At 61.2% G+C, this 24,692-nt stretch carries 23 protein-coding genes and 1 pseudogene; 9 read left to right on the top strand and 15 right to left on the bottom strand.

The features are described 5' to 3' along the window. Positions 1 to 60: 60 nt before the first annotated feature. Positions 61 to 1,404, bottom strand: coding sequence for a dicarboxylate/amino acid:cation symporter (locus CAF73_RS23550; protein ID WP_085704167.1), 1,344 nt, complete (start codon positions 1,402 to 1,404; stop codon positions 61 to 63). A 97-nt stretch (positions 1,405 to 1,501) separates the two neighbouring features. Next, a complete protein-coding gene (locus CAF73_RS23545) occupies positions 1,502 to 2,557 on the bottom strand; it encodes a tartrate dehydrogenase (protein WP_039770942.1) in 1,056 nt (351 codons plus the stop codon). A 136-nt stretch (positions 2,558 to 2,693) separates the two neighbouring features. Here CAF73_RS23545 and CAF73_RS23540 point away from each other — a divergent pair, with 136 nt between their 5' ends. Further along, on the top strand, positions 2,694 to 3,608 hold the full coding sequence (locus CAF73_RS23540; protein WP_085704164.1) for a LysR family transcriptional regulator: 915 nt from the start codon (positions 2,694 to 2,696) through the stop codon (positions 3,606 to 3,608). Here the strand turns inward: CAF73_RS23540 and CAF73_RS23535 are convergent. Then, complete coding sequence (locus CAF73_RS23535; protein ID WP_085704161.1) at positions 3,605 to 4,549, bottom strand: aldo/keto reductase; 945 nt, start codon at positions 4,547 to 4,549, stop codon at positions 3,605 to 3,607. The genes CAF73_RS23540 and CAF73_RS23535 overlap by 4 nt on opposite strands. 111 nt (positions 4,550 to 4,660) lie before the next feature. On the opposite strand from CAF73_RS23535, the gene CAF73_RS23530 reads away from it, so the two are divergent. From CAF73_RS23530 to CAF73_RS23515, 3 genes are all read left to right on the top strand, one after another. After that, entirely contained in the window at positions 4,661 to 5,431 is a 771-nt protein-coding gene (locus tag CAF73_RS23530) for an alpha/beta hydrolase (protein ID WP_085704158.1), read from the top strand. A gap of 129 nt (positions 5,432 to 5,560) precedes the next feature. Next, entirely contained in the window at positions 5,561 to 6,427 is an 867-nt protein-coding gene (locus CAF73_RS23525; protein WP_085704155.1) for a CAP domain-containing protein, read from the top strand. Between the two features lie 402 nt (positions 6,428 to 6,829). Then, complete coding sequence (locus tag CAF73_RS23515) at positions 6,830 to 7,258, top strand: nuclear transport factor 2 family protein (RefSeq protein WP_085704153.1); 429 nt, start codon at positions 6,830 to 6,832, stop codon at positions 7,256 to 7,258. Positions 7,259 to 7,324: 66 nt separating this feature from the next. On the opposite strand, the gene mqo is transcribed toward CAF73_RS23515, so the two are convergent. From mqo to CAF73_RS30830, 3 genes and pseudogenes are all read right to left on the bottom strand, one after another. Next, the gene (mqo, locus tag CAF73_RS23510; protein ID WP_007957153.1) at positions 7,325 to 8,974 is read right to left on the bottom strand and encodes a malate dehydrogenase (quinone); all 1,650 of its coding nucleotides are present in this window, start codon (positions 8,972 to 8,974) and stop codon (positions 7,325 to 7,327) included. A gap of 491 nt (positions 8,975 to 9,465) precedes the next feature. After that, entirely contained in the window at positions 9,466 to 10,191 is a 726-nt protein-coding gene (locus CAF73_RS30835; RefSeq protein WP_371918982.1) for a methyl-accepting chemotaxis protein, read from the bottom strand. A 129-nt stretch (positions 10,192 to 10,320) separates the two neighbouring features. Further along, positions 10,321 to 11,079 (bottom strand): annotated as a pseudogene (locus CAF73_RS30830) (MCP four helix bundle domain-containing protein); the annotation flags it as partial. 247 nt (positions 11,080 to 11,326) lie between these two features. Here CAF73_RS30830 and CAF73_RS23500 point away from each other — a divergent pair. Both CAF73_RS23500 and CAF73_RS23495 read left to right on the top strand, forming a co-directional pair. Beyond that, positions 11,327 to 11,641 carry a DUF2388 domain-containing protein gene (locus tag CAF73_RS23500; RefSeq protein ID WP_085698689.1) on the top strand — a complete coding sequence of 105 codons (315 nt, stop codon included), beginning with the start codon at positions 11,327 to 11,329 and terminating at the stop codon, positions 11,639 to 11,641. A gap of 130 nt (positions 11,642 to 11,771) precedes the next feature. Then, entirely contained in the window at positions 11,772 to 12,176 is a 405-nt protein-coding gene (locus tag CAF73_RS23495) for a hypothetical protein (protein WP_176247761.1), read from the top strand. Here the strand turns inward: CAF73_RS23495 and ligD are convergent, their stop codons facing one another. The 4 genes from ligD to CAF73_RS23475 all read right to left on the bottom strand — a co-directional run bounded on the left by ligD (position 12,177) and on the right by CAF73_RS23475 (position 17,971). Then, on the bottom strand, positions 12,177 to 14,723 hold the full coding sequence (gene ligD, locus CAF73_RS23490) for a DNA ligase D (protein WP_085704144.1): 2,547 nt from the start codon (positions 14,721 to 14,723) through the stop codon (positions 12,177 to 12,179). A gap of 17 nt (positions 14,724 to 14,740) precedes the next feature. Beyond that, positions 14,741 to 15,694 (bottom strand): class I SAM-dependent methyltransferase, encoded by a 954-nt coding sequence (locus tag CAF73_RS23485; RefSeq protein ID WP_085704141.1) that lies wholly within the window; start codon positions 15,692 to 15,694, stop codon positions 14,741 to 14,743. 10 nt (positions 15,695 to 15,704) lie between these two features. Continuing rightward, positions 15,705 to 17,081: an iron-containing redox enzyme family protein gene (locus CAF73_RS23480; RefSeq protein ID WP_085704136.1), complete on the bottom strand. Its 1,377-nt coding sequence runs from the start codon at positions 17,079 to 17,081 to the stop codon at positions 15,705 to 15,707. 167 nt (positions 17,082 to 17,248) lie between these two features. Next, positions 17,249 to 17,971: a tellurite resistance TerB family protein gene (locus CAF73_RS23475; protein WP_085704133.1), complete on the bottom strand. Its 723-nt coding sequence runs from the start codon at positions 17,969 to 17,971 to the stop codon at positions 17,249 to 17,251. Between the two features lie 259 nt (positions 17,972 to 18,230). Between CAF73_RS23475 and pcsA the strand changes: the two genes are divergently transcribed. Beyond that, on the top strand, positions 18,231 to 18,953 hold the full coding sequence (gene pcsA / locus CAF73_RS23470) for a phosphatidylcholine synthase (protein WP_041475528.1): 723 nt from the start codon (positions 18,231 to 18,233) through the stop codon (positions 18,951 to 18,953). A 114-nt stretch (positions 18,954 to 19,067) separates the two neighbouring features. Here pcsA and CAF73_RS23465 read toward each other — a convergent pair whose 3' ends face one another. From CAF73_RS23465 to CAF73_RS23445, 5 genes are all read right to left on the bottom strand, one after another. After that, the gene (locus CAF73_RS23465; RefSeq protein WP_085698677.1) at positions 19,068 to 19,880 is read right to left on the bottom strand and encodes a class I SAM-dependent methyltransferase; all 813 of its coding nucleotides are present in this window, start codon (positions 19,878 to 19,880) and stop codon (positions 19,068 to 19,070) included. A 25-nt stretch (positions 19,881 to 19,905) separates the two neighbouring features. Next, complete coding sequence (locus CAF73_RS23460) at positions 19,906 to 20,178, bottom strand: DUF4242 domain-containing protein (RefSeq protein ID WP_085698675.1); 273 nt, start codon at positions 20,176 to 20,178, stop codon at positions 19,906 to 19,908. Between the two features lie 221 nt (positions 20,179 to 20,399). Next, on the bottom strand, positions 20,400 to 21,614 hold the full coding sequence (locus CAF73_RS23455; protein ID WP_085704130.1) for a cytochrome c biogenesis protein DipZ: 1,215 nt from the start codon (positions 21,612 to 21,614) through the stop codon (positions 20,400 to 20,402). 77 nt (positions 21,615 to 21,691) lie between these two features. Continuing rightward, positions 21,692 to 21,988 carry a hypothetical protein gene (locus tag CAF73_RS23450; protein WP_085704127.1) on the bottom strand — a complete coding sequence of 99 codons (297 nt, stop codon included), beginning with the start codon at positions 21,986 to 21,988 and terminating at the stop codon, positions 21,692 to 21,694. Positions 21,989 to 22,018: 30 nt separating this feature from the next. Then, on the bottom strand, positions 22,019 to 22,288 hold the full coding sequence (locus CAF73_RS23445) for a DUF2790 domain-containing protein (RefSeq protein WP_085704124.1): 270 nt from the start codon (positions 22,286 to 22,288) through the stop codon (positions 22,019 to 22,021). Between the two features lie 305 nt (positions 22,289 to 22,593). Between CAF73_RS23445 and CAF73_RS23440 the strand changes: the two genes are divergently transcribed. Together CAF73_RS23440 and CAF73_RS23435 are read left to right on the top strand one after the other, a co-directional pair. Next, the gene (locus tag CAF73_RS23440; RefSeq protein WP_085698671.1) at positions 22,594 to 23,334 is read left to right on the top strand and encodes a response regulator; all 741 of its coding nucleotides are present in this window, start codon (positions 22,594 to 22,596) and stop codon (positions 23,332 to 23,334) included. After that, positions 23,331 to 24,638 (top strand): HAMP domain-containing sensor histidine kinase, encoded by a 1,308-nt coding sequence (locus CAF73_RS23435; protein ID WP_085704122.1) that lies wholly within the window; start codon positions 23,331 to 23,333, stop codon positions 24,636 to 24,638. The genes CAF73_RS23440 and CAF73_RS23435 overlap by 4 nt, the downstream gene beginning before the upstream one ends. Positions 24,639 to 24,692: the final 54 nt, after the last annotated feature.

Raw genomic sequence — 24,692 nt, 5'->3', positions numbered from 1 at the left:
GAGCCGGGCGTTTTTGTGCCTGAGACGGCATGGCACCTGCGGTTGCTGAATCCGATTCGTCTACCTGGCGGCCACGCGTTCAAGGCCTGGGCGCAGAGATTCGCTGGCGTTGAGAGTGATCTCTGCTTCCGGCACCTGCGCACTCCGTTCCTCGGCCTCGCCATTAAGCGCCCTGTGCATTTTTTCGCTATCGAGCGCCCCGACCCATTTGGCGATGGCCATGGTGCCCACGCCATTACCGATGGTGTTGGTGATTGCCCGAGCCTCCGACATGAAGCGATCGACCCCGAGCAACAGCACCATGCCTGCCACCGGTATCGTGCCGAGCGAGGCCAATGTCGCGGCCAGTATGATGAACCCTGAACCGGTTACCCCCGCCGAGCCCTTGGAGGTGAACATCAACACCGCCAGCACAATCAATTGGTCGGTCAGCGTCAGCGGTGTGTTCGTCGCCTGAGCGATGAAGATCGCCGCGATGGTGTAGTAGATGGCCTGGCCGTCCGGGTTGAAGGTCAGCCCCGAGGGGATGATCATCCCGGCCACCGGTTTCGATACGCCGGCCTTTTCCATCTTCGAGATCATCTGCGGCAGCACCGACTCCGAGGAGCTGGTGCCGAGTACCGTAAACAGCTCTTCCTTGATGAACCTGAGGAATTTCCACAAGCTGAAACCGCTGTAACGGCAGATCGGGCCGAGCACAAAAATCACGAACACCGCACAGGTCAGGTAAACGCAGGCCATCAGTTTTCCCAGTGAAAACAGCGAACCGAAACCGTACTTGCCAATGGTGAAGGCAATGGCGCCGAACGCACCAATCGGCGCCAGACGCATGACCATGTTGACGATTCGAAACATGCCCTGCATCAGACTCTCAAGCGCATCGACAAACACCTTGCCACGCGGCCCGACATGGGCCAGGGCGATGCCCAGCAGGATCGAAAACAACAGGATTTGCAAAACATTGCCCTTGGCAAATGCATCGACGATCGTGTCGGGGATGATGCCCATCACAAAATCCATGAACGACGCATGTTTGGCCGCTGTGGTGTACGTCGCCAGGCTGCTGGTGTCGAGACTGGCGACATCGACATTCATGCCCGCGCCAGGCTTGAACACGTCCACCACGATCAGGCCGATGACCAGCGCCAGCGTCGACACCACCTCGAAATAGATCAACGCACGAAAGCCGACCCGGCCCAGTTCCTTCATGTTTTCCATGCGGGCGATACCGGTCACCACCGTGAGAAAAATCACCGGCGCCAGCAGCATTTTGATCAGTTTGATGAAGGCGTCGCCCAAGGGTTTGAGCGCGGTGCCGGTCTCGGGCACCAGCACGCCGATGAGTGCGCCGAGGATCACGGCGACAAGGACTTGTACGTAAAGTTTGCCGAATATTCTTTTCATGACAGGGCCCTGATTTTTTATTGTTGTCAGGAAATGCCGAGGAGCGTGATACGCCCCTCGGCGGTGTGCCGCAGTACTGATTTGAATTGCAGAGGAATCAGCGGTTGATCAGCGCGATCACCGCGTCGGTGACCTGGCGCGTAGTAGCGGTGCCACCCAGATCCGGGGTGTGCAGACCGCTTTCCGTGACCGCCTCGATTGCCGACATCAGGTGTTTGGCGGCTGTTTTTTCGCCCAGATGCTCAAGCATCATCGCGGCAGTCCAGAACGTAGCGATCGGATTGGCCACGCCTTTGCCGGTGATATCAAACGCCGAGCCGTGGATCGGCTCGAACATCGAAGGGAAATCTCGCCCTGGATTGAGGTTGGCCGTGGGCGCAATGCCGAGGCTGCCGGACAACGCAGCGGCCAGATCAGACAGAATGTCGGCGTGCAGGTTGGTCGCGACAATCACGTCCAGCGTCGCCGGCTTGAGCACCATGCGGGTGGTCACGGCATCGACCAGTTCCTTGTCGATCTTCACGTCCGGGAAGTCCTTGGCGACTTCGTAGAAGATTTCGTCCCACAGCACCATGCCGTGCCGCTGGGCATTGGATTTGGTGACCATGGTCAAATGTTTGCGCGGGCGGCTTTGCGCCAGTTCGAAGGCGAAACGATGAATGCGCTCGACCCCGGCACGGGTGAACACCGACACTTCGGTCGCCACTTCTTCCGGCAAGCCTCGATGAACGCGGCCGCCGTTGCCGGAATACTCGCCCTCGGAGTTTTCCCGGACTACGACCCAATCGATCTGTTCACCGTTGTGCAGCGGACTTTTCACCCCAGGCAACACGCGGGCCGGACGTACGTTGGCGTATTGGTCGAAACCCTGGCAGATCGGCAGACGCAGGCCCCACAGGGAAATGTGATCCGGCACATTGAGTGCGCCGACCGCGCCGAAGAAAATTGCGTCGAAGGTTTTCAGTTCCTGCAAGCCGCCTTCAGGAATGTAGTGACCGTTTTTCAGGTAGTTGTCGGAGTTCCAGTCGAAGTGTTTGAAATCCAGTTCAAAACCGGATTTCTTCGCCAGGGCTTGTAGTACTTCGACGCCGGCGGCAATCACTTCCACACCAATGCCATCACCCGGAACCGCTGCAATCTTGTATGCACTCATGGTCAACTCCACTCTCTTCACGTTTTTGTTTTGCCTGCCGGACAGGGATGTCAGGCGGGGTGTGATCGGAGTATATGTAGTGACCAGAAAGCGGTGAGTTACAGAAAATAACTACATCCATAACTTTGAGTTACCAATGAGCCAGACCCTCGATCTGTCGTTTTTTCATTTGCTGGCCAACAAAGGCAGCCTGGCCGCCACGGCTCGGGAATTGGGTGTGACGCCTCCAGCCGTAAGCAAACGCCTGAGTGCGCTGGAGGCTCGTCTGGGTGTGCGGCTGGTCAATCGCACCACGCGCTCAATGAGTCTCACGGCAGAAGGCGAACTTTATTTTTCCCATTCGGCGCGGATCCTGACGCAGATCGACGAGGTCGAGCAGTTGATCGGCGCCAGCAGGGCAACCCCTAAGGGGCTGATCCGGGTCAATGCCTCGCTGGGCTTTGGTCGTCGCTACATCGGTCCGGCCCTGGCGGCGTTTTTTGCCCGATACCCGGAGGTGGAAATCCAGCTGGAAATCAGCGACCACCCGCTGGAGCTGACGACCCACGGCTTTGATCTGGGGATCCGTTTCGGCACCCTGCCCGACGCGGCATTTCATGCCCGCAAAATCGCCTCCAACCGCCGTTTGCTCTGTGCCTCGCCGCTGTATCTGGAGAAACACGGGGTGCCACAGAAACTGTCGGACCTGCCGCAACACAACTGTATATTCCTGCGGCAGAACGAAACCCCCTACGGCGTCTGGAGCTTCACTGACGGCGGACGGACGCAAAACATCAAAGTGCGCGGTGCCCTGGGTTGCAACGATGGTGAGGTGGCTTTGAATTGGGCTCTGGAAGGCTATGGCATTCTGCTGCGTTCAGAATGGGACATCGCCCGCTACGTGCGCAGCGGCCGTTTGCGCCTGGTGCTGGAAGACCAGACCCCGACCCGCGCCGATGTGTACGCGGTGTATCCGCAACAGCTGCACCTATCGGCACGGGTTCGCAGCCTGATCGATTTTCTGGTGGAGCGCTTCAAGCACATCGACAATCTGGATGACCCAGGCGACTAACTCACCAGCGCAATCAACTGCTGCCTCTGCGCATCGGTCAGCATCAGCCCGAATCCGGCGCCGGCATTGTCGGCCATGTACAGCGGATTGCTGGTGCCGGGAATCACGCAGGTCACCGCCGGATGCGCCAGCAGGAATTTCAACGCCAGTTGCGGCCAGCTCTTGACCCCGACTTGCGCCGCCCACCCCGGCAGCGGTTTGCCCTTGAGCCGCGCGAGCAGGTCGCCGCCGCCGAACGGCCGGTTGCAGATCACTGCCACTCCGAGTTCGCGGCACAGCGGCAGGATGCGTTTCTCGACCCCGCGATCATCCAGGGCGTAATTGATTTGCAGGAAATCCAGCGGCTCGGCCTTGAGCACCGCTTCGACCTCGTCATAGGCCGACGGCGTGTAGTGGGTTATGCCGATGTAGCGAATGCGGCCCTGCTCTTTCCATTCGCGCAGGGTTGGCAGGTGGGTTTGCCAGTCGAGCAGGTTATGGATCTGCATCAGGTCGATGCGCTCGGTGCGCAGCAGGCTGAACGACTGTTCCATCTGCGCGATGCCCTCTTCGCGGCCACGAGTCCAGACCTTGGTCGCCAGGAATGCCGGCGAACGCGGTTCGTGGATCGAGAGCAATTCACCGGTGGTTTCCTCGGCGCGGCCGTACATGGGCGAGCTGTCGATCACCGTGCCGCCCTTTTTGAACAGCTCGCCGAGCACCCCTGGCAATTGTTTGTAGACCGGATCGCCGGGAGCGACGTCGAAACCGCGATACGTGCCCAACCCCACCAGCGGCAGTGGCTCGGAGCTCGAAGGGATGGGACGTGTCTGCATGGTCTGGGCTCCTGTGGCGTTCGGCGACGTAATGGCGGCCAGCGCCCGGTCAAAGGTGAAAACCGCTGACACCCCGGCTGCCAGCGTCAGCAACCGGCGGCGGGAATATCCCTCAGTGTGGTTCATGCTGGCGCCCTTGCCCTGTGGATCTGTTGCACCTTGTGTTTTGACGCAGCCCGTAAAACCGTTGGACTACACTGCGACAGCCAACCTGCGCGCCCGGTTAAAGTTAGTCGAATGTCCAGAACCTTGTTGTCACTCGTCGCATTGATCGTCGCCTTGTACTTGATCCTGTGCGCGGCGCTGTTCGTATTTCAGCGGGCGCTGATCTATTTCCCCCAGCCCGCCAGCGTGGAGTCACCGGATTCACGGTTGACGCTGAACATGCCCGACGCCGAGATCCGCGTGACGATGCGCGAGCGCTCCGGAGCCAAAGCGCTGATCTACTTCGGCGGAAATGCCGAGGACGTTTCGCGCAACCTGCCGGAGTTTTCCGAGGCGTTCCCTGACTATTCGTTGTATTTGCTGCATTACCGGGGTTTTGGCGGCAGCGGCGGTTCGCCCTCCGAAGAGGCGATCGCCGGGGACGCGCTGGCGCTGTTCGATCAGGTGTATGCCAGTCATTCACAGATCGCGCTGCTGGGGCGCAGCCTCGGTTCCGGGGTCGCGGTGCGGCTGGCCAGCCAGCGGCCGGTGGCGCGGCTGATTCTGGTCACGCCCTACAACAGCCTCGAAGAAATCGCCGCCCGCCAATACCCGTGGGTACCGGTGCAGTGGTTGCTCAAGGATCGTTTCCGGTCAGGCCAGTACGCGGCGCACATCCGCGTGCCAACGCTGTTGCTGGCAGCGAGCGATGACGAGGTGATTCCACGGGCCAGCACCGAACGCCTGCTGCACAGTTTTCCCGACGGTGTGGCCACGCTCAAAGTGGTGGCGGATTCGGCACACAATTCGATTTCCGAACGGCCGCAATACCTGCAATGGATCGAGGATGTGTTGAATCGCTGAGCACTTCGTCGGCAGCCGTTGAAACCCGCTGCTGACGGGTGAACCAAGTGCAAAAAGGCCAGTCCTACCCGCGCCGCGTTCTGCGGTTCACTTCCCTTCAGCGTTGTCCTTTTCAGAGCTTTGCGTCCCATGCGCCACGCCGTACGTTCGTCTCGCTTCGTTTCTCTGTGCCTGTTGATTCTTTCTCCCCTGCTTTCTCCCCCTGCCCACGCCGGCGCCGAGCGCCAATTGGTGGCCGCCATCAACGACTACCGCGCCCATCCGCAACGTTGTGACCGACGCCCGGCCCAACGGCTCGCGCCGCTGACGCTGAAGTCAAACCTGGCGTTGCCGGTCGGCTATGGCTACGGCGGTGGACTGCGCGAACGATTGAAGGATTCCGGCTACGCGGCCGTGGCGGTGCGCAGCATCCGGATCGTCGGTGCGCAGGACGCCGAAGAGGCATTCGAAATGCTGCAAGACGATTACTGTGGCGCGTTGCTCGACGGTCAATACGCCGACATCGGCATCAGCCGCGCACGCAGTGAATGGCAAGTGGTGCTGGCCCGGCCAGTGCTCGACAGTCGCGTCGGCGACAACCGCAACGTCGGCAAGGCCTTGCTGGCCGAGGTCAACGCCGCGCGCGCCCGCCCGCGCATGTGCGGTCGCCAGCGCTTCGCCGCCGCCCGGCCCTTGAGCTGGAACCCGGCGCTCGGCGCCGCCGCCCAGGGCCACAGCAAGGCCATGGCCTACGGCAACTACTTCGCACACCGCGACCCGGACGGCGACGGCCCGGCAGATCGCGCCCGGGCGGCCGGTTACCGTGGCCGGCAGATCGGCGAAAACATCGCCGCCGGGCAAAGCTCACCGGGCAAGGCCATGGCCGGCTGGCTGGCCAGCCCCGGACACTGCGCCAACCTGATGAACCCGATGTTCACCCAGGTCGGCGCCGGGTTTGCCAGTGAGGCGCGCAGTGATGAAGGGGTTTACTGGACGATGCTGTTCGGCGCGCCTTGATCCGGTGTCATCCGCAAACCTCGAACAGCGCTGCAAGTCGCACTTCGACGACTGATCGTCAAACCGGAGAAATCGTGGCAAGAACGCCGATCATGATGGTCAACACAAGAAAGCCGCCGAGGAAAATCGCCATCTTAGCCATGAAGGCCTCCTGATTACTGAATGTCCGGCGCACCGGGCGCTCCGGAATGAAGCGCGTCGCGTGTGGCCGAACGGCAGGGCTATTCTGGGCCCGTGGCTGAGATGGTTACAGACGCAGATCCGACAGGAAAAAGCGGATCAGATGGATCGGCCCGGCGCATGGGTCGATATTCAGATCAGTACAGAGGGTTTCCATTGTGCCGCTTTGATCTAGAGTCATGGGCGCCGCGCCAAGAACAACAAAAATACAGGAGTGAAACCATGTCCGATCTGAACCTGCACCCCCACGTTGCCGAATCCCTGCACCGCTGGCACGAGATGATCCGCACCGGCAACCTCAAGGCCCTGCCGGAGCTGCTCGACCCCAAAGCGGTATTCCGTTCGCCGATGGCCCACACGCCTTACCCCGGCGCACCGGTGGTCTCGATGATCCTCAATACCGTGTTCGAGGTGTTTGAAGACTTCAAATACCACCGTGAACTGGCGACGGCCGATGGCCTGAATGTGGTGCTCGAGTTCAGCGCCAAAGTCGGCGCGAAGGAGCTCAAGGGCATCGACATGATCCGTTTCGATGAACAGGGCAAGATTGTCGAGTTCGAGGTGATGGTGCGGCCGTTGAGTGGGCTGCAAGCCTTGGGCGAAGAGATGGGACGGCGTCTGGGGGCGTACCTGGCCGCCGCCAAAGCCTGATCCCCGGACACAAAAAAGCCCACTGACCGTCACCGGTTCAGTGGGCTTCGTGTGTCAGGCGTCTGGTTACAGAGCCATGTCACGTGCAGCGCTTTCTTTTGGAGCCGGGGCTTTTTCAGCCGAGGCGTCCGCCGCTGGAGCTGCAGCCTGGCCAATCACCGGAGGGGTTGGCAGTTGCAGGATCTTGGCGGTGTAGGCCCACTCTTCAGCCACTTTGGCCGGATCGTTGTTCAGCTGGGTGCCGTAGCTTGGAACGATCTGGTGCAGCTTGGCTTGCCACTCAGGGCTGGCGACTTTGTCTTTGAAGACTTTCTGCAGCACGCTCAGCATGATCGGTGCAGCGGTCGACGCGCCTGGGGATGCGCCCAGCAGACCGGCAATTGAGCCGTCCTTGGAAGCAACGATTTCGGTGCCCAGTTTCAGCACGCCGCCAGCGGCTTCATCACGCTTGATGATTTGCACGCGCTGGCCGGCTTGCCACAGGCGCCAGTCTTCAGCCTTGGCGTTCGGGAAGTATTCCTTCAGCGCGTTCAGACGGTCTTCATCCGACAGCATCAATTGACCGGCAAGGTACTCGACCAGCGGGTATTCCTTGATGCCGACCTTGGTCATCGGCCAGATGTTGTGGGTGGTGGTGCTGGTCAGCAGGTCCAGGTACGAACCTTCCTTCAGGAACTTGGTGCTGAAAGTCGCGAACGGGCCAAACAGGATGACGCGCTTGCCGTCCAGGACACGGGTGTCCAAGTGCGGAACGGACATCGGAGGCGCGCCAACCGAAGCTTTACCGTAGGCCTTGGCCAGGTGCTGTTCGGCGATGGCCGGGTTATCGGTCACCAGGAACGAGCCGCCTACCGGGAAGCCAGCGTATTCCTTGGCTTCTTCGATACCGGACTTCTGCAGCAGGTGCAGTGCACCGCCGCCGGCGCCGATGAACACGAACTTGGCGTCGGTTTCAGTCTTGGTACCGTCTTTCAGGTTTTTGTAGCTGACGCGCCAGGTGCCATCGGCGTTTTTGGTGATGTCCTGGACTTCGCTCGACAGCTTCATGCTGAAGTTAGGCTTGGTCTGCAGGTAACCGGCGAACTGGCGGGTGATTTCGCCGAAGTTCATGTCGGTGCCCAGCGGGCTCCAGGTGGCCGCGATTTTCTGGTTCGGGTCACGCCCTTCCATCATCAGCGGAACCCACTTCTTGATCACAGCCGGGTCTTCGGAGTACTGCATGCCGGCGAACAGCGGGCTCGCTTGCAGGGCTTCGTAGCGCTTTTTCAGGAACTTGATGTTGTCATCGCCCCACACGAAGCTCATGTGCGGAGTGGTGTTGATGAACGAACGAGGGTCTTTCAGGACGCCTTGACGAACCTGCCAGGCCCAGAACTGGCGGGAGACCTGGAACGCTTCGTTGATCTCGACAGCTTTCGGGATCGTGACGTTGCCCTTGTCGTCTTCCGGGGTGTAGTTCAGCTCGGCGAGTGCGGAGTGACCGGTACCGGCGTTGTTCCAGCCGTTGGAGCTTTCGAGGGCGACGCCGTCGAGGCGCTCGACCATCTCCATCGACCAGGTCGGTTCCAGCTCATTGATCCACACACCCAGGGTGGTGCTCATGATGCCGCCGCCGATCAGCAGGACGTCGACTTTCTTTGCTTCTTCGGCATTGGCGGACGACATCCCCATCGCCAAAGCCAGCCCCAGCAAGGCTGTGTTCACTTTTTTAAACATCTGTTGCACCTATGATAAAACGCCTTCCGCCCGCCGCTGTTGTGCGTATGCGTTCCCCCTTTTTCGCGACACTCAGGCCAGCGTCGCGGGTTCCGACACACTTCAATTTTGACGGGTGGGCACACAAGGCCGACTGGCTGCGTCGACCTCAGTTATATGTCCCTTCTGAACTGACTTTTTATCATTATTGGCTTCAGCTACTTGAGCGACAGGGGTTCTGCCTGGCCCGCCGAATAGCGCGCCCGACTGAATGGGGTCAAAACAAGTGGCGCGAAGAATATCACGTCATGGCAAACCCGCGCGTCTGTTCGCGACTCGATAGTCTTTATCCGTTCAAGGACTTATCGGCAGACAGCGCCCGAACATGACCCCGTCAGCGGCTCTGGCTTAAGCCTTTCAGCTGTTTGACAGCCTCTTCCAATCCGGCACCCGGACTTTCACCTGTTACAAATCGGGTCTCGGCACCACTCAGTTGTGCAGTCGGAAACTCCTCACAACCGAAACCGATCCACCGACTGCGCCAACTGCCCCGCCAGGTTCGACAGCTCATCCGTGGTAGTGGCCGTCTGACCGATCACCTTGCTGTTTCCCTCCGACATGCCCGCAATCATTTCCACCTGATGGGCAATCTCGTTGCTCGCCTGGCTCTGTTCGCCGATGGTGCGAGTGATGTCGTTGACCAGTTGCGTGGTGCTCAGGGTGGCGTCGAGGATTTCGCGGATGGCGCGTTCGACGTCGGCGGTGACGGCCATGCCCTTGTCGACCTGTGCAACACCGGCCTCCATGCTGCTGACGGCCTCGCGGGTGCTGTTCTGGATGCGCGCGACCATCGCGGCGATTTCCTGGGTCGAGGCGCTGGTGCGCGCCGCCAGACTGCGCACCTCATCGGCCACCACCGCAAAGCCCCTGCCCTGTTCACCCGCCCGGGCCGCCTCGATCGCCGCATTGAGCGCCAGCAGGTTGGTCTGGTCGGCGATGCTCTTGATCACCTGGATGATGTTGAAGATCCCTTCGGATTCCTGATCCAGGGTGCGGATCACCTGCGCCGATTGCTGGGCGGATCGCGCAATGTCGTCCATGTCGCTGACCACCTGATGAATCACCTGCCCGCCGTTTTTCGCCAGTGATTCGGCCTGGCTGGCCATGTCCAGTGCGCGCTCTGCGTGGCGGGTGATTTCCTCGATGCTGGCGGTCATCTGACTCGCGGCGGCCGCCATTGTGCCGGCGGCGGTACTTTGCTGCTGGCTGCTGTCGGCCACCTGATGGCAGCCGTGGCTCAGTTGTTCACTCATGCCACTGACGCCGTGAGCGTTGCGTCGCACCACGTCAATCATGTCCCGCAGGTCGTGCTGCATGGTGGCCAGCGTGCGGATCAGCGCACTGGCTTCGTCCTTGCCGGACGGTTCGGCGATCGGTTCGCTGAGGTTGCCGTGGGCGATGCTTTCGGCGATGCGGCTGGCGGATTTCAACGGCCCCATGATGCTCAGGATCACCCAGCGACCCTGGGCCAACAGCAGCAACAGGCTGGCGATCAGGACGATAGCGAGTGCGACATTGGCGTTGCGGATCGCCGCCCCGGTGCCTTCGCTGGTCTGCCGGGTATTGGTTTCGATCAGTTCGCTGAGGGAGGCCATCTGTTCTTCGAGCTGGCTGAATGCGGTGCTGAAGGTGCCCAGATGCTGCTGGGCGCTGTCCGGGTTTTCCAGTGCAAGGCCGACGATCTGCTCGCCGGCGCTGATGTAGGTATCGAGGCTGGGCTTGATCTGCTCCAGCCCGGACCTGATCGTCGGATTGAGCGGCAGCTTGAGGTTGTCACCCAGCACCTCGCGAAAATGCGCCGCATGCTCCTCAACCGAACGGCGCACCTCGTCCGCCGAACTCGTGCTTTTGCCCAGCCCCACCAGCATCGCCGAATACACATCGGCACGCAGGGCGTCGTGCATCATGTCGGCTTCCATGTGGTTGCGCAGCGCGCTCATGCTGACCGCGTTGTCACTGACCGCCGACGCCATCCGCTGATTGCCGACGTAACTGACCAGGCTCACGATCAACGCCGTCAGCAGGCTGGTCGCAATCAGCAACACCAAACGCAGTTTGATCGACACCGTGATTTCCTCTCTGGTCGCGCCACGCGGCGCCTTTCAACGCTTCAGTTAAGCCTATTTGCGTGAATCCGCCGCTTTAGAGCGTCGCAGGGTGTGTCGTTACATCCGGTAAAAACGAGGACTGTGCAGCACTTCTCGTTCTCGCTCGCTACCGCCGGGCCCGGCGTACGGAACTCCCGTGCTGTCCGGCACCTCTCACATTATGTGGTACTTCCTTTTCGCTTTACGCTGCTGGAGGAACACCGTCATGCGCCGTTTATTACTCGTTTCGTCTCTCATGCTGTGCCTGCCGTTCGGCTCGGCCCTTGCTCGCGTGGACGCAGGGGATGTCGCCACTTCGGCGGGGGTTTCAGCTTCGCTGTATTCGACCTTCAAGGATCACAAAATGGTGATTCCGGCCCGTGACGACTTGTCCGCATTCGTCGCCAGCGGCGGAACGATCCGTGGCGTGTACCTGGAATCGGTGCTGCAACAGGTGCGTCAGGACAATCCTGGCCTGAACGCCAGCGATGAAGAGCTGGCCAATGCCATCCTGGTTCACTACGAAGGTCTGTCGCAGTAACCACGGCACGTCCGATGATCGTGGCTGACGGATCCGCCACCGTTGTTTCCTGCCGATGGTCTGCACTGCCGATGGACGGCTGTCGAACCACCATGGGCAAAACCGTCTGAGGGCCTCTATGATGGAGGCCATGACGATTTCCGCCTCCCTCCGCTCTCCTTGCCCGCCGGGTCTATGCATCTGCGGGCGCGATCCGTTGCTGGATACACCCGGCGCGGATGTGCGCATCCTGCTGCTGACCCGCGAGGAGGAGAAGCGTCTGCTAGAGCGTCTGGAAAACCTCAAAGACCTCGCCGATCTTGAGCGTCTGCAAGGCAAGATGTTCGATCAGCTGGGGATTCGCGTGCTGATCGCACCGAAGTTCGGTGAAGTGCGGACGGTGCGAGGCGGCATCGAGATCGAGGTCGAAGAGCTGGCGGGGCTCTGCCGAAAAACCCGCAAAACCATTCCGGCCGCCATCCGCCGTGGCCTGGAAAACAATCCGCAAGTGGCGTTCGATCTGCTCAACGCTCACGACTTGCTGCGCGGCACTTGATCACTTTTTCATGCCCACCCGCTTGCGCATCTCGGCCGTGATGCTCTGCCGGGTTTTCTTCATCTGCGCCCAAGGCTCATCGCCCACCTCCGCGAGCCGTTCGTGAACGTTGCGCACGTTCCATTGATCGGCGCCCTTGATCTCGCCCACTTCGTCACGAAACAGCGGCACCGACACCGGCAACCTTTCGCGAGTACGGGCCGCGTAGGCACAAATGGTGGTGGCGCCCAGACCGTTGCGCAGGTAATCGATAAAGATCCGCCCCACCCGATTTTTCGGCCCGGACACCGCAGAAAAACGCTCCGGCAACAACTTCGCCATGTGAGTGACGATGGCGTGGCTGAAATCCTTGACCTCGTCCCAGCCATGCTTGCGGGTCAACGGCACTACCAAATGGATGCCCTTGCCGCCACTGGTCTTGAGGAACGCCTTGAGGCCCAGTTCATCGAGCACGGTCAGGGTCAGCGCCGTGGCTTCGACCATGCTTTTCCACGGCAGCGCCGGGTCCGGGTCGAGGTCCAGGACAAAGCGGTCGGGCTTGTCCAGATCCACCGTGGTGGCGTTCCAGGTGTGCAGTTCGACCGTGCTCATCTGCACCGCGCCAATCAAGGCTTCGGCGTTGTTGATCAGCATCACCGGCTGGCCGGTCAGCTCCTTGTCCAGCGTGCGGATGCCGGGGATCGCCAGGTTTTCGGCGTTCTTCTGGAAGAACAGCTCACCGCCGATACCGTCCGGCGCACGCACCAGCGCCACCGGGCGATCCTTGAGCTGCGGCAGAATCCATTCGGCAACGCTGGCGTAATACTCGGCCAGTTGCATTTTGGTGGTGCCGCTGCTGGCGTCGATCACCCGGTCGGGGTGAGTGATCCGCACCTTGCCGTCGGCCAGGCCGGATTGGGACGGCGCGGTTGATTGGGCCTTTGACGTTTTCATCGGTCTGGCGCGCTCCTCGGTGATGTCCTTGGCCGGTTTGTCCTCGCGCAAGCCATGGAACACGGCGTGGCGCACCGAGCCGTCCTGAGTCATTTCGGCAAACGCCACTTCCGCCAGCAGACTCGGCTTGAGCCAGTGCACCCCCTTGGCTTCGAAACCCGTGGGCGGATTGGCCACCGCCGGTTTCTTCACCCGCAGCGGTTTGAGCCGGGCAAGGATGCTCTTGAGGGTGGTTTCATTGAATCCGGTGCCGACCTTGCCGGCGTACCGCAACTCGCCGCTGTCACGATCATGCAGACCCAGCAGCAATGCGCCGAACGCACTGCGCGCGCCTTTCGGATCGGTGTAACCGACGATCACGAATTCCTGGCGGTGCTTGCACTTGAGCTTGATCCAGTCACTGCTGCGGCGCGACACGTAAGGTGAGCCTAGACGTTTACCGATCAAGCCTTCCATGCGCATCTGGCAAGCGCTGTTAAGCAATGCCTGCGGGGTTTCGTCGAACGCTTCGGAAAAGCGCAGCAGCGGATCTTCATGGGCTTTCAGCACCGTGGCCAGCGCTGCGCGTCGTTCCTGCACCGGCACCTCACGCAGATCGACGCCGTTGAGATACGGCACATCGAACAGGTAATAGAGGATGTTTTCGCTGCGCCCGGAATCGAACGCGTTTTGCAGGGCCTGAAAATCCGGCACGCCGTCTGCGTCGGCAACGACCATCTCACCGTCAAGCCACGCCGATTCCAGGCCCAGCGCCGCAAGGGCTTGCGCCTGTTTCGGCAATTTGTGCGTCCAGTCATGCCCATTGCGAGTGAACAACTGCACCTCTCCATGATCGATGCGCGCCATGATCCGGTAGCCGTCGAACTTGATCTCGTATTGCCAATCCCCTTGCGGCGCGCTCTCTACCAGGGTGGCCAGTTGCGGTTTGAGCTGCGCGGGGATATTGGCCTTGTGCGCGCCGGCGAGTTTGTCTGAGGCCGGTTTGCGCACAGCTTTCGACGAAACCTTCAATGGCTTGACCTGTTTTGCACTGAGGCGGGGTTTGTCGACGATCGTGCGTTCACTGAGCACGCTGTCGGGCTCGGCGACCAGCACGTCGTAGTCGCTTTGCGGGCGCGCGGCACTGTCCTGATGCTTGATCAGGAACCACTGCTCTTTCTTGCCCGGCATGTGAGTGCGCACCAGATTCCACACCCCGGCGAGCTTCTCGCCTTGCAGTTCGAATTTGAGCTTGCCCTTGGCGTAGGCCTTCTCGGGGTCTTCCAGCGGAATCCAAACGCCGCGATCCCAGACGATCACATCGCCAGCGCCGTAATGCCCCTCGGGAATGCTGCCCTCGAAGGTCGCATAGTCCAGCGGATGATCCTCGACGTGCACCGCCAGCCGCTTGACCTTGGGATCCAGCGACGGCCCCTTGGGCACCGCCCAGCTCTTGAGTGCGCCGTCGAGTTCCAGGCGAAAGTCGTAATGCAGGTGCGAGGCGTCGTGCTTTTGAATGCAGAATTGCAGGGCATGATCGCCGGCCGATTTCTTGCCCCGGCGGCGGTCGGCCGACGGTTCAGAGGTCGCCGAAAAGTCGCGCATCCGGTTGTAGTCGTCGAGATTCCTGCTCATCCTGCACCTGCCTTGTTTCAGCCAGTTCGAGTCACAGTCAGTGCTACCACGGCAATCCGGTCGACGCGCTGATAACCTGGATTGAGCAATTCTTCACCAAACACATCGGGATCGAGTTCGCGATAGGTCCAGGCGAAGCGTTTTTCATCCAGCCGTGGCAATACGGTATCGAGGAAGGGATCACGGCCATCGACCATCGCCACACCGGTATACAGCAGCAACGAGCCGCCGGGGCTCAGGCGATTGAGCGCCTGTTCGACGATCCGCAGTGACAGCCCCGCCCCCAGTGTTCCGCCACCGTGGCGGTAAGCTCGCCCGGCCGGATCGGCCATGTAGGGCGGGTTGGCGACGATCAGGTCGAACTCGCCGTCGACACCTTGCAGCACATCGCTGGCACGCACTTCGACATTGGCCACTTCAGCCAGCGCCGCGTTGATCGTGGTCAGGCGCAACGCGGCGGGATTGATATCGACGGCCAGCACTTGCGCTTCTCGCCGAGCTCGGCCAATCAGGATCGCGCCGACTCCGGCGCCGCAACCGATATCCACCGCACGGTGGATGGGCGCAAAGTTCTGCTGCAAATGGCTGTGGATCAGTTGGGCAAAGCGATAGGTGTCCGGGCCGAAGAACACCGAATCGGCGGCATCGGTTGGAAATCCGGAATGCACGAAAAGCAGGTCATCCAGGCTCGACCAGCGCACGCGGCTCTTCAAGCGCCCGTCGAACTGATCGATCACTTGGGCGTCCTGCAATTGCCGCTGTTCATCGGCAGACAGCAGGCCCGGTTCGAACGGGCGCGACCATCCGAATACATCCCGCAGGCAATCGGCGGCCTGCCCTTCGTCGCGCTGGTTGACCCGTTGATGGGTCAGCGGCGTCGGGGTGATGAAACGATAGCCGTCGGCCTGCAGGCGCCTACCCAGTTGCAGCAGCACAAGGTCGTTGGCGGTCAGTTGTTCTTCCTGATTCATTGATGATTCCTTAACGCTGGCCGGATTTGAGTTGGATGAAACGACGAGTAGCGAGCAGCCCGGCCGGATGTGCGTGCCGGGCCGGCGCAAGCCAGGGGATCAACGTCGCGATTTGGGTGTGCGCGTCCTGTCCCGGCAGTGCCGCATTCAGTCGCTGCACATCGGGGTCCTGTTCAGGCACCTCGATCGGCGCAGGGGCCGAGGGGCGGCGGCGGAACGCGACGGGTTTGTCCGCAGAAATCCAGTCACCGGCAATCCAGTCGTGTACCAGTTGTTTTTCATAAGCGCTGAACACGCCGAACATCGCCGCACCATCGCCATCGATCAATTGCCAGAAGCGACTGCCCTGTGGATCTTCGTGGCGCTTGATCCAGCCCTTGTTCTGCATGGCTTGCAGGAAGCCGGACAACTGCTGCGGGTCGGCCAGCCATTGATTGACGGTCTTGCCTTCGAAGCGGCAATAGTCGGAGTGCATGTGCTGAGCGAACGGACACTTGCGCTCAAGCATCGCCAACAACTCGCGCTCCAGGTCGAACCCCTCGATGATTGCGCGGCTGCCCTGTCCCAGGTCATTGAGTCGATAGCCCAGCGAGACCCGACGCAGGAAATCGCTGCGATCAGCCTCCAGAGGCAGCAGATCAAGCACGGCCTGAACGGCTTTCTGCGCATGGCCGGTACTGGCGTTGTCGATGGTGACGTGCAGGGTGAAATAGTAAGGATCGATCCCCAGCTCACTCAGTTCGTAGCTGCTGATCAACAGGTGCAGTGGCAATTGCTCGTAGCCAAGGTTGTAACCGATCACCTCTGGCAGAAAATCCATGCCGCAGGCGCCGAGGGCCAATTGCAGCGCGCCTTGCAGGTAACGTTCGTCAGGCAGCGGGCTGCCAGGTTCCAGACCGTGTTCGGCGAGCAATTGCCGGTAGATCACCACGTGATTCTGCGCCGGATTGCCCTCGCCCAATTCTTCAAGATAGGTGCTGATCAGAGTGCTGAATCGCGGATCGCGCCACTGTCCCAGCAAGCCGTAAAGCCAGGCGCCGTCGACCAGTTTGGTCGGCGCCACCGCTTGCAGAAAATACAGCGCATGAGCCTTGCAACTGAAAAACTGCCGCGCTCCTCCCGCTTTGCGTTGTTGCAGGTAGTCGGCATATTGCCGGGCAACATCGGCACAGTGCTGCGCCACCCAGGCATGCCAGAGCGCCGGATCGGTCGGCAGTTCTTCCTTCAATTGCGCGGCGCTTTTCAGATGGTGCTGCAAAAAGGCCTGCGCCAGGGGCTGAGTATCTTCATCGGACAACAGCGCTTCATGGATACGCCGCCACTCACCCAGTGAGTCGAGCGGTTGCGATTGGGCAGATTCATCTTGCAGGCGTGTCAGGACAGTCATGGCAATATTCTCGATCGATTGGCAGGACGCTCAGTCACTCGCCTCTACTGCAGCAGAGAGGCCTGGCGCGTCAAAAATTCAATCGGCTTGAAAATTGCCCTGACGGACGGAGCCTTCGACGCGCTCCTTGCTTGAACAGAACGGTCGAAGGCTGTGGGACGGGATGGTCAGGCCTCGCCCTTGGCCTGCTGCTCCAGGTGAACCTGCAACGCGGGATCGATCTGCAACGCCGCCGCCAGTTCATCCAGATAATTGCGCTCGGCGTCCTGCTGATCGTCAACCAGCATCACGCTGGCCAGGTACATTTCGGCGGCCATGGCCGGATCGTTCTGCGCCGCCTGGGCGACTTCGGTGGCATTCAGGGGTTTGGCGACTTCGTCGTCGAGCCATTGCTGCAAGTTCGGGTCGTCGGTATGGCGGCCGATTTCGCTGCTGATCAGGTGCTTTTCCGACTCGTCGATCCGCCCGTCAGCCTTGGCTGCAGCGATCAACGCACGCAACACAGCGTGGCTGTGTTCTTCGACTTGCGGGCCGGACAACAGGTCCGCGGTTTGCGGGGTTTGCTGCGGCGCAGCAGAAGCCTGACTGCGTTGCCAGGCCTGATACGCCTGGAACGCCATCATGCCCAGCGAGGCCAGAGCCGCATAATTGGTGCCGCCGGAACGACGCTGCGCTCCGCCGCCCAGCGCCCCGCCGCCTCCAAGCAGTCCACCGAGCAACCCGCCCAGGCCACCCAGCCCGCCGGCAGGAGAACCGCCGCCGCTGGTACCGCCACCGCCCAGCAGACCACCGAGCAATCCGCCCAGTCCGCCGCCGTTCGACGCGCCACCTTGTTGTCCCGCCGAGGCCTGGCCTCGCAGCAGTTGTTCGAGCAGATCACTGGTGTTCATGACGTCGTCCTCAGGCAAAGGTGCATGACTGCGTCAGGCAACGATAGTCCGCTTGATGCGATGTGCCAGCACCGTTGGGCTGACGTGGCCACGGGCGAGTGATTCTGCAGAGATTTTTTTCCCCGGCCAGCTAATCTTCATGAACGGGTGAACCTTGACCCGGCCCGACCGGTCGATACCTGCAACCCGACCCGGTTAGTCGCCACCCTTGCTGCGCAAAGGTTTACGCGGCTTGCTGCACTTTCTGGAGAACGCCTTCGTGATATCGACCGTCCACATCGCCAGGCTCAAGGCCTGGGGCGCCCATGGTTTCACAGCGACCGGCGTGGTCACCGCTTTTCTGGCCACCCTTGCCCTGCTGGAAAACCAGCCGATCCACTGCCTGATGTGGCTGGGCGTGGCGCTGATCGTCGACGGCCTCGACGGGGCGCTGGCGCGCAAGGTCAACGTGCAGTCGGTGCTGCCGAGTTTCGACGGATCGATCCTCGATCTGGTGATCGATTACCTGACCTACGTGTTCATCCCGGCACTGTTCATCTATCGCTACATTCCCCTGCCCGACTACACGCTGCTGCTGACCGTGTCGCTGATTCTGGTGTCGTCGCTGTTCTGCTTCTGCAACGTCAACATGAAAAGCAAGGACAACTATTTCGTCGGCTTCCCCGCCGCGTGGAACGTGGTTGCCTTGTGTCTGTACATCATCGATCCGGGGCCGTGGCTCACTTTCCTGACGGTGATCGGCCTGGCGCTGCTGACCGTGACCCGCATGAAATTCCTGCACCCATTCCGGGTACGCCGGTTCATGCCGATCAACATTGCGGTGACGGCAATCTGGCTGCTGTGCAGTCTGTCGCTGGTGCTGAACCACCCGGTGATCAACCCGCTGGTGATGGGCCTGTGGCTGCTGGCGTCGGCTTACTTCCTCGGCATCTGCATCTGGCGCACAGCGCTGGAGTGGTTTGACGGTGCGCATCTGAAATAGAAGCCATGTCGGGATCCCTGTGGGAGCGAGCTTGCTCGCGAATGCGGCGTGTCAGCCAACAGAGATGTTGAATGTCAGTCTGCATTCGCGAGCAAGCTCGCTCCCACAATGGCTTCAGCGTTTGGTGATGACTACCTCCAGATACTCACTCGGTACCACCATCGATCCCGCCCCCGCCCGATTCAGTCCGTCGATCAGTTGCGTCAATTCCCCTTCCAGCGCCTGCCCGCTCTCCGGCGGCAATGCCGCGAACGCCTTGTGCACCGGGCCGTACCAGTGGCGAAACACATCAATGAAATGCGCCGCCGAGCGATAGCGGAAGTTGAAGTGACGGCGAGTCACCTGCACCTGAAATTGGCGATCATCGAAGTGCGAATGCAGCCAGGCTTCCGCGCCCCAGTTTGAAGGTGGTTGCGCAACGGGGGGCGGTGGCAGGTAGCGGCCGAGGATCTTGAACATCTGGCCGACGAAGCCTTCCGGCGTCCAGTTGGCCAGGCCGATCCGTCCGCCACGGCGACAGACCCGACCCAGCTCCCTGGCCGCCTTGGCCTGATCCGGGGCAAACATCACGCCGAAGGTCGACAGCACTGCGTCAAAACTGGAATCGGCGAACGGCAACGCTTCGGCATCGGCAACCTGAAAGGTCACGTCCAGATGCTCGGCGCGCGCCCGGTCCTGGCCGCGCTCCAGCAGCGCCGCGACATAGTCGGTGGACGTCACCAGACAACCCCGGCGCGCCGCCGCCAGCGTGGCATTGCCATTGCCGGCGGCGACGTCCAGCACTTCTTCATCGCAGCGCAGGTCACAGGCCTCGGCGAGTGTTTCGCCGACGATCTGCAACGTGGTGCCGATCACGGCGTAGTCACCACTGGCCCAGGCGACCTTCTGGCGTTCCTTCAGGGCAGTGAGATCAATGGGGGTACTCATGAATGGATGCTCCACAGCATAGGGGTCATTCGGCGGTCGTCGGATCGATAATGCTCGTCACCCGGGACACGCTGTTGGCCGGAAATCCCCCACGCTTTGCGTGTTCACGCACCTGTTCTTCGTTGGGTGCGATGTACACGCAATAGATCTTGTCGGCAGTCACATAACTGTGCAGCCACTGCACCTCTGGCCCGAGTTCACGCAGCACGTTGCAGGACGTTTGCGATACGGCCTTGAGTTCTTGCTCCGATAGCTTTCCGGCTCCTGGAATCTCGCGTTCAATCACGAATTTCGGCATGGCAACCTCGCTTTCTTTTTATGGGTGTCAGAGCCATCGGCGGCCCTGCTCGCCCACTATCGCGCTGGCGCCGTGCGGCGTCCCTGCCAATCGTCCGGAGAGCCCGTAAAAACGGGCGCTGGCCGATGAATGGCGGGATTTTGTAAAGGCCCCGAAACACTGTCGGGGACAACGAACAATGGCTCATGGTGCGAGACCTGTGAGCCATTGAGTTTTGCGGTTTACGCAGCCGGCGCCTTGGCCTCTTTGAGCAGCTGCTGAATCATCTGCTCCTGCGCTTGGTAACTGCCTTCGCCAAAGTGGGTGTAACGCACCTGCCCCTTGGCGTCGACCAGGTAATGCGCCGGCCAGTACTGGTTATCGAAGTTGCGCCAGATTGTGTAATTGTTGTCGATGGCCACCGGGTAGGTGATGCCGAGCTTCTTCACTTGATCCTTGACGTTGTCGATGATCCGCTCGTAACCGTATTCCGGGGTGTGCACGCCGATCACTACCAGACCGTCCTTGCCGTACTTCTTCTCCCACTCCTTCACGTACGGCAGGGTGTGCTGGCAGTTGATGCAGTCATACGTCCAGAAGTCCACCAGCACCACTTTGCCGCGCAAGGACTCGGCCGTCAGTTCCGGCGAGTTCAGCCATTGCACCGCGCCGGACAGCGACGGCATCGCACCTCTGCCGGCCTCGTCTTCGGTCGAGTCCGCACGGACTTTGCTGACGAAGTAGTCCACCACCTTCGGCACGTTTTCCAGCACGCTTTTCTCGACCGTGGCCACGCCTTGGGACGAAGTGTTGGCCAGCAGCAAATTGTCCGCACCGGTGGCGATCACCGCCGCTGTCGCCAACACCGCAACACCCGCACCACGGCGGAACCAGCCAGTGAACGGAATCGACGGTTTCAGCCGGTTGACAAGGCCGCGACCGGCGAAAATCAGCGTCCCCAGCGACAGCGCACTGCCGGCGCCGTAGGCCAGCAGCAACAGGCTGGTCTGGGCGTTGGCGCCTTGCAGCATGGCACCGGTGAGAATCACACCGAGAATCGGGCCGGCGCACGGCGCCCACAACAGACCGGTGGCCACGCCGATCATGATCGAGGCCATGGGGCCGGTCTTTTTCCGGCTGTCCGGATCGAGACGATTGCCCAGCAGCACGAAGGGCCGCGCCAGCCAGTCACCGATGCGCGCGGAAATCAGTGACAGCGCAAACAGCACCATCACCACCAGCGCGATGTGGCGACCGGTGTTGCTGGCCTGAATGACCCACTCGCTGCTGACCACCGCCAGACTGGAGACAACGGCGAAAGTCAGGGCCATCCCGCCGAGGGTCAGCAGAATCGACGAACGGGTGCGGTCGGCACCGGCAAACAGAAACGGCACCACCGGCAGGATGCACGGACTGAGGACAGTCAACAGACCGCCCAGGAAAGCGATGAGAAACATGAGGTTCACCTTTTGAATGAAGGGTGTTCTGTCGACTGGATCGGAGGCCGTCTGTTACAGGCAGCCCCCTTCAATCCTCAAGCCGTCCGGCTTTCCAGCCACTGGCTTTGCGGGGTACGGCTGGCACCGTTTTCCGCCACCATCTGGCCTTGCGGCGTATGGCTGGAACCGTCGGCGGCCACCATCTGCCCCTGCGGTGTGCGGCTGGCGCCGTCGGCGGCGATCAGAGCGTCGCTGCCCGGTTTGGCCACCGGGGCCAGTTGAAAGCAGGTGCTGCTGCCACAGTTGTGCTGTTCGACGGCAGCGTTGGCGTGGGCCGCAACGCCGGCGAGGGAGAAGGCAACAGCGGTCAGATAGCGCGATACGTTGTTCATGGCGATGTTCCTTTTATAGAGAGGGGGTAATCAGTTGTCCTGGTTGCAGCCGTCGGCGAATTTGCGGTAGTCGAGCACCCGGGTCTTGCCGGCCGAGTCGAGGTAAGTCAGGCGGGCGTCGACGATGCCGCAGGTCATCGAGTTGTCCTGGGTCAGCGACACCACTTTCTGGATGTCCAGGTGACTGCCGTAGGAGTAGGTTTGCGGGGTGACATCGGCTTCGGCGCGGGCCGACAGGGTGCAGATGTTCAAAGCGGCAAACAGGCAAGCGGCAGCGATCGATTTGGTCTTGGTGTTCATGGCGTTTTCCTCGGGGCTTCAATGGTTGAATCGTTGAGTGGGCCGAGGCGTTCTGTGTGTGCCTCGATGGAGCTCATTTAAAGCTCGCGAGGTATCGCGCATGTGTCGGCAAATGCCGTGTATAAATCGCTACGTATCCGCGCGCGTGCGGGATACACAGCGATACAAAACCCTGTGAAAATCCGCTTTTTGCGTCGGCGTGTATCCGTCGCAGCGCTGGATACACTGCAATACAAAGGCAGGCAGGCGGCCTCGCGCAGGCTCGATAAACTGCCCGGCAATCCCCTTTTATTGAGGTTTGTCCCATGGAACATGTCGATCACATCCTGATCGTCGACGACGACCGCGAGATTCGCGAACTGGTCGGCAATTACCTGAAGAAAAACGGCCTGCGCACCACGGTGGTTGCCGATGGCCGCCAGATGCGCAGTTTCCTGGAAGCCAACACCGTCGACCTGATCGTGCTCGACATCATGATGCCCGGCGACGATGGCCTGCTGCTGTGCCGCGAATTGCGCTCGGGCAAACACAAGGCCACACCGATCCTGATGCTCACCGCGCGCAACGATGAAACCGACCGCATCCTCGGCCTGGAAATGGGCGCCGACGATTACCTGACGAAACCGTTCGCCGCCCGCGAACTGCTGGCGCGGATCAATGCCGTGCTGCGCCGCACACGGATGCTGCCGCCGAATCTGGTGGTGACTGAAAGCGGTCGGCTGCTGGCATTCGGTCGCTGGCAGCTCGACACCTCGGCCCGGCATCTGCTGGACACCGACGGCACCATGGTCGCGCTCAGCGGCGCGGAATACCGTTTGCTGCGGGTATTCCTCGACCATCCGCAACGGGTGCTCAGCCGCGATCAATTGCTCAACCTGACCCAGGGCCGCGACGCCGATCTGTTCGACCGCTCCATCGATCTGCTGGTCAGCCGTCTGCGCCAGCGCCTGCTGGATGACGCCCGTGAACCGGCCTACATCAAGACCGTGCGCAGCGAAGGCTACGTGTTCTCGTTGCCGGTCGAAGTCCTCGGAGCCCCTGCATGAATGTCGCCCTGCGCTGGCCGCGCACCCTCGCCTCCCGCTTGTCGCTGATTTTCCTGATCGGCCTGATCCTCGCTCAGGCGCTGTCGTTCGGCGCGCAATATTACGAGCGCTACGAAAGCGCGAAGAACACCATGCTCGGCAACCTCGAAACCGACGTCTCGACCTCGATTGCCATCCTCGACCGCCTGCCCGCCGAAGAGCGCCCGATGTGGCTCAAACGCCTGGCTCGCAAGAATTACGGCTATCTGCTGAGCGAAGGCAAACCGGGCACACCGCTGGATCCGCAGGACGTGCCGATTGCCGTCACCTCGATTACCGACGCAATTGGCGAGGCCTATCCGCTGACGTTCACCGATATTCCCGGCCCGATAAAACACTTTCAGGGCCACCTGCGCCTGAGCGACGGCAGCCCGGTGACCATCGATGTGCGCCCGTCGATGGTGCCGCTGTCGCCGTGGCTGCCGGTGGTATTGCTCGGGCAACTGGCGCTGATGCTCGCTTGTACCTGGCTGGCGGTGCGTATCGCCATCCGCCCCCTCACCCGCCTCGCCAACGCCGTGGAAACCCTCGACCCCAACGCCCACCCGATCAACCTCGACGAAAAAGGCCCGAACGAAGTGGCTTACGCCGCCCGCGCTTTCAACTCAATGCAGGCGCGCATTGCCGCGTACCTGAAAGAGCGCATGCAACTGCTCGCGGCGATCTCCCACGACCTGCAAACCCCGATCACCCGCATGAAGCTGCGGGCGGAGTTCATGGACGATTCGGCCGAGAAAGACAAACTGTGGAACGACCTCGGCGAAATGGAACATCTGGTGCGCGAAGGCGTGGCCTACGCCCGCAGCATCCATGGCTCGACCGAGGAAAGCCGGCGTACCAACCTGGATTCGTTCCTCGACAGCCTGGTGTTCGATTATCAGGACATGGGCAAGGAAGTGCAGTTGAGCGGCAAGAGTGAGGCGGTCATCGACACCCGCCCCCACGCCTTGCGCCGGGTGCTGGTCAACCTGACTGACAACGCGCTGAAATTCGCCGGCGCTGCCGAGCTGCTGATTCAGCGCGACGGGACCGGCCTGTCGATCAAGGTCATGGATCGCGGCCCGGGCATCGCCGAAGAAGAACTGGCCCAGGTGATGGAGCCGTTCTACCGCGTGGAAAACTCGCGCAACCGCAGCACCGGCGGCACCGGGCTGGGGCTGGCGATTGCCCAGCAACTGGCGATGGCACTGGGCGGGTCGCTGACACTGAGCAATCGCGACGGTGGCGGGTTGTGTGCGGAGCTCAGGTTGCCGCTGCATTCGTGATCTCTGTTTAAACAACACCGACCACCGGACGTCAGGGATGACGTCATATGAAGC

The sequence above is a fragment of the Pseudomonas sp. B15(2017) genome (assembly GCF_002113215.1).
Classification (GTDB): Bacteria; Pseudomonadota; Gammaproteobacteria; order Pseudomonadales; family Pseudomonadaceae; genus Aquipseudomonas.
This window is presented reverse-complemented; position numbering and strand designations above follow the sequence as displayed.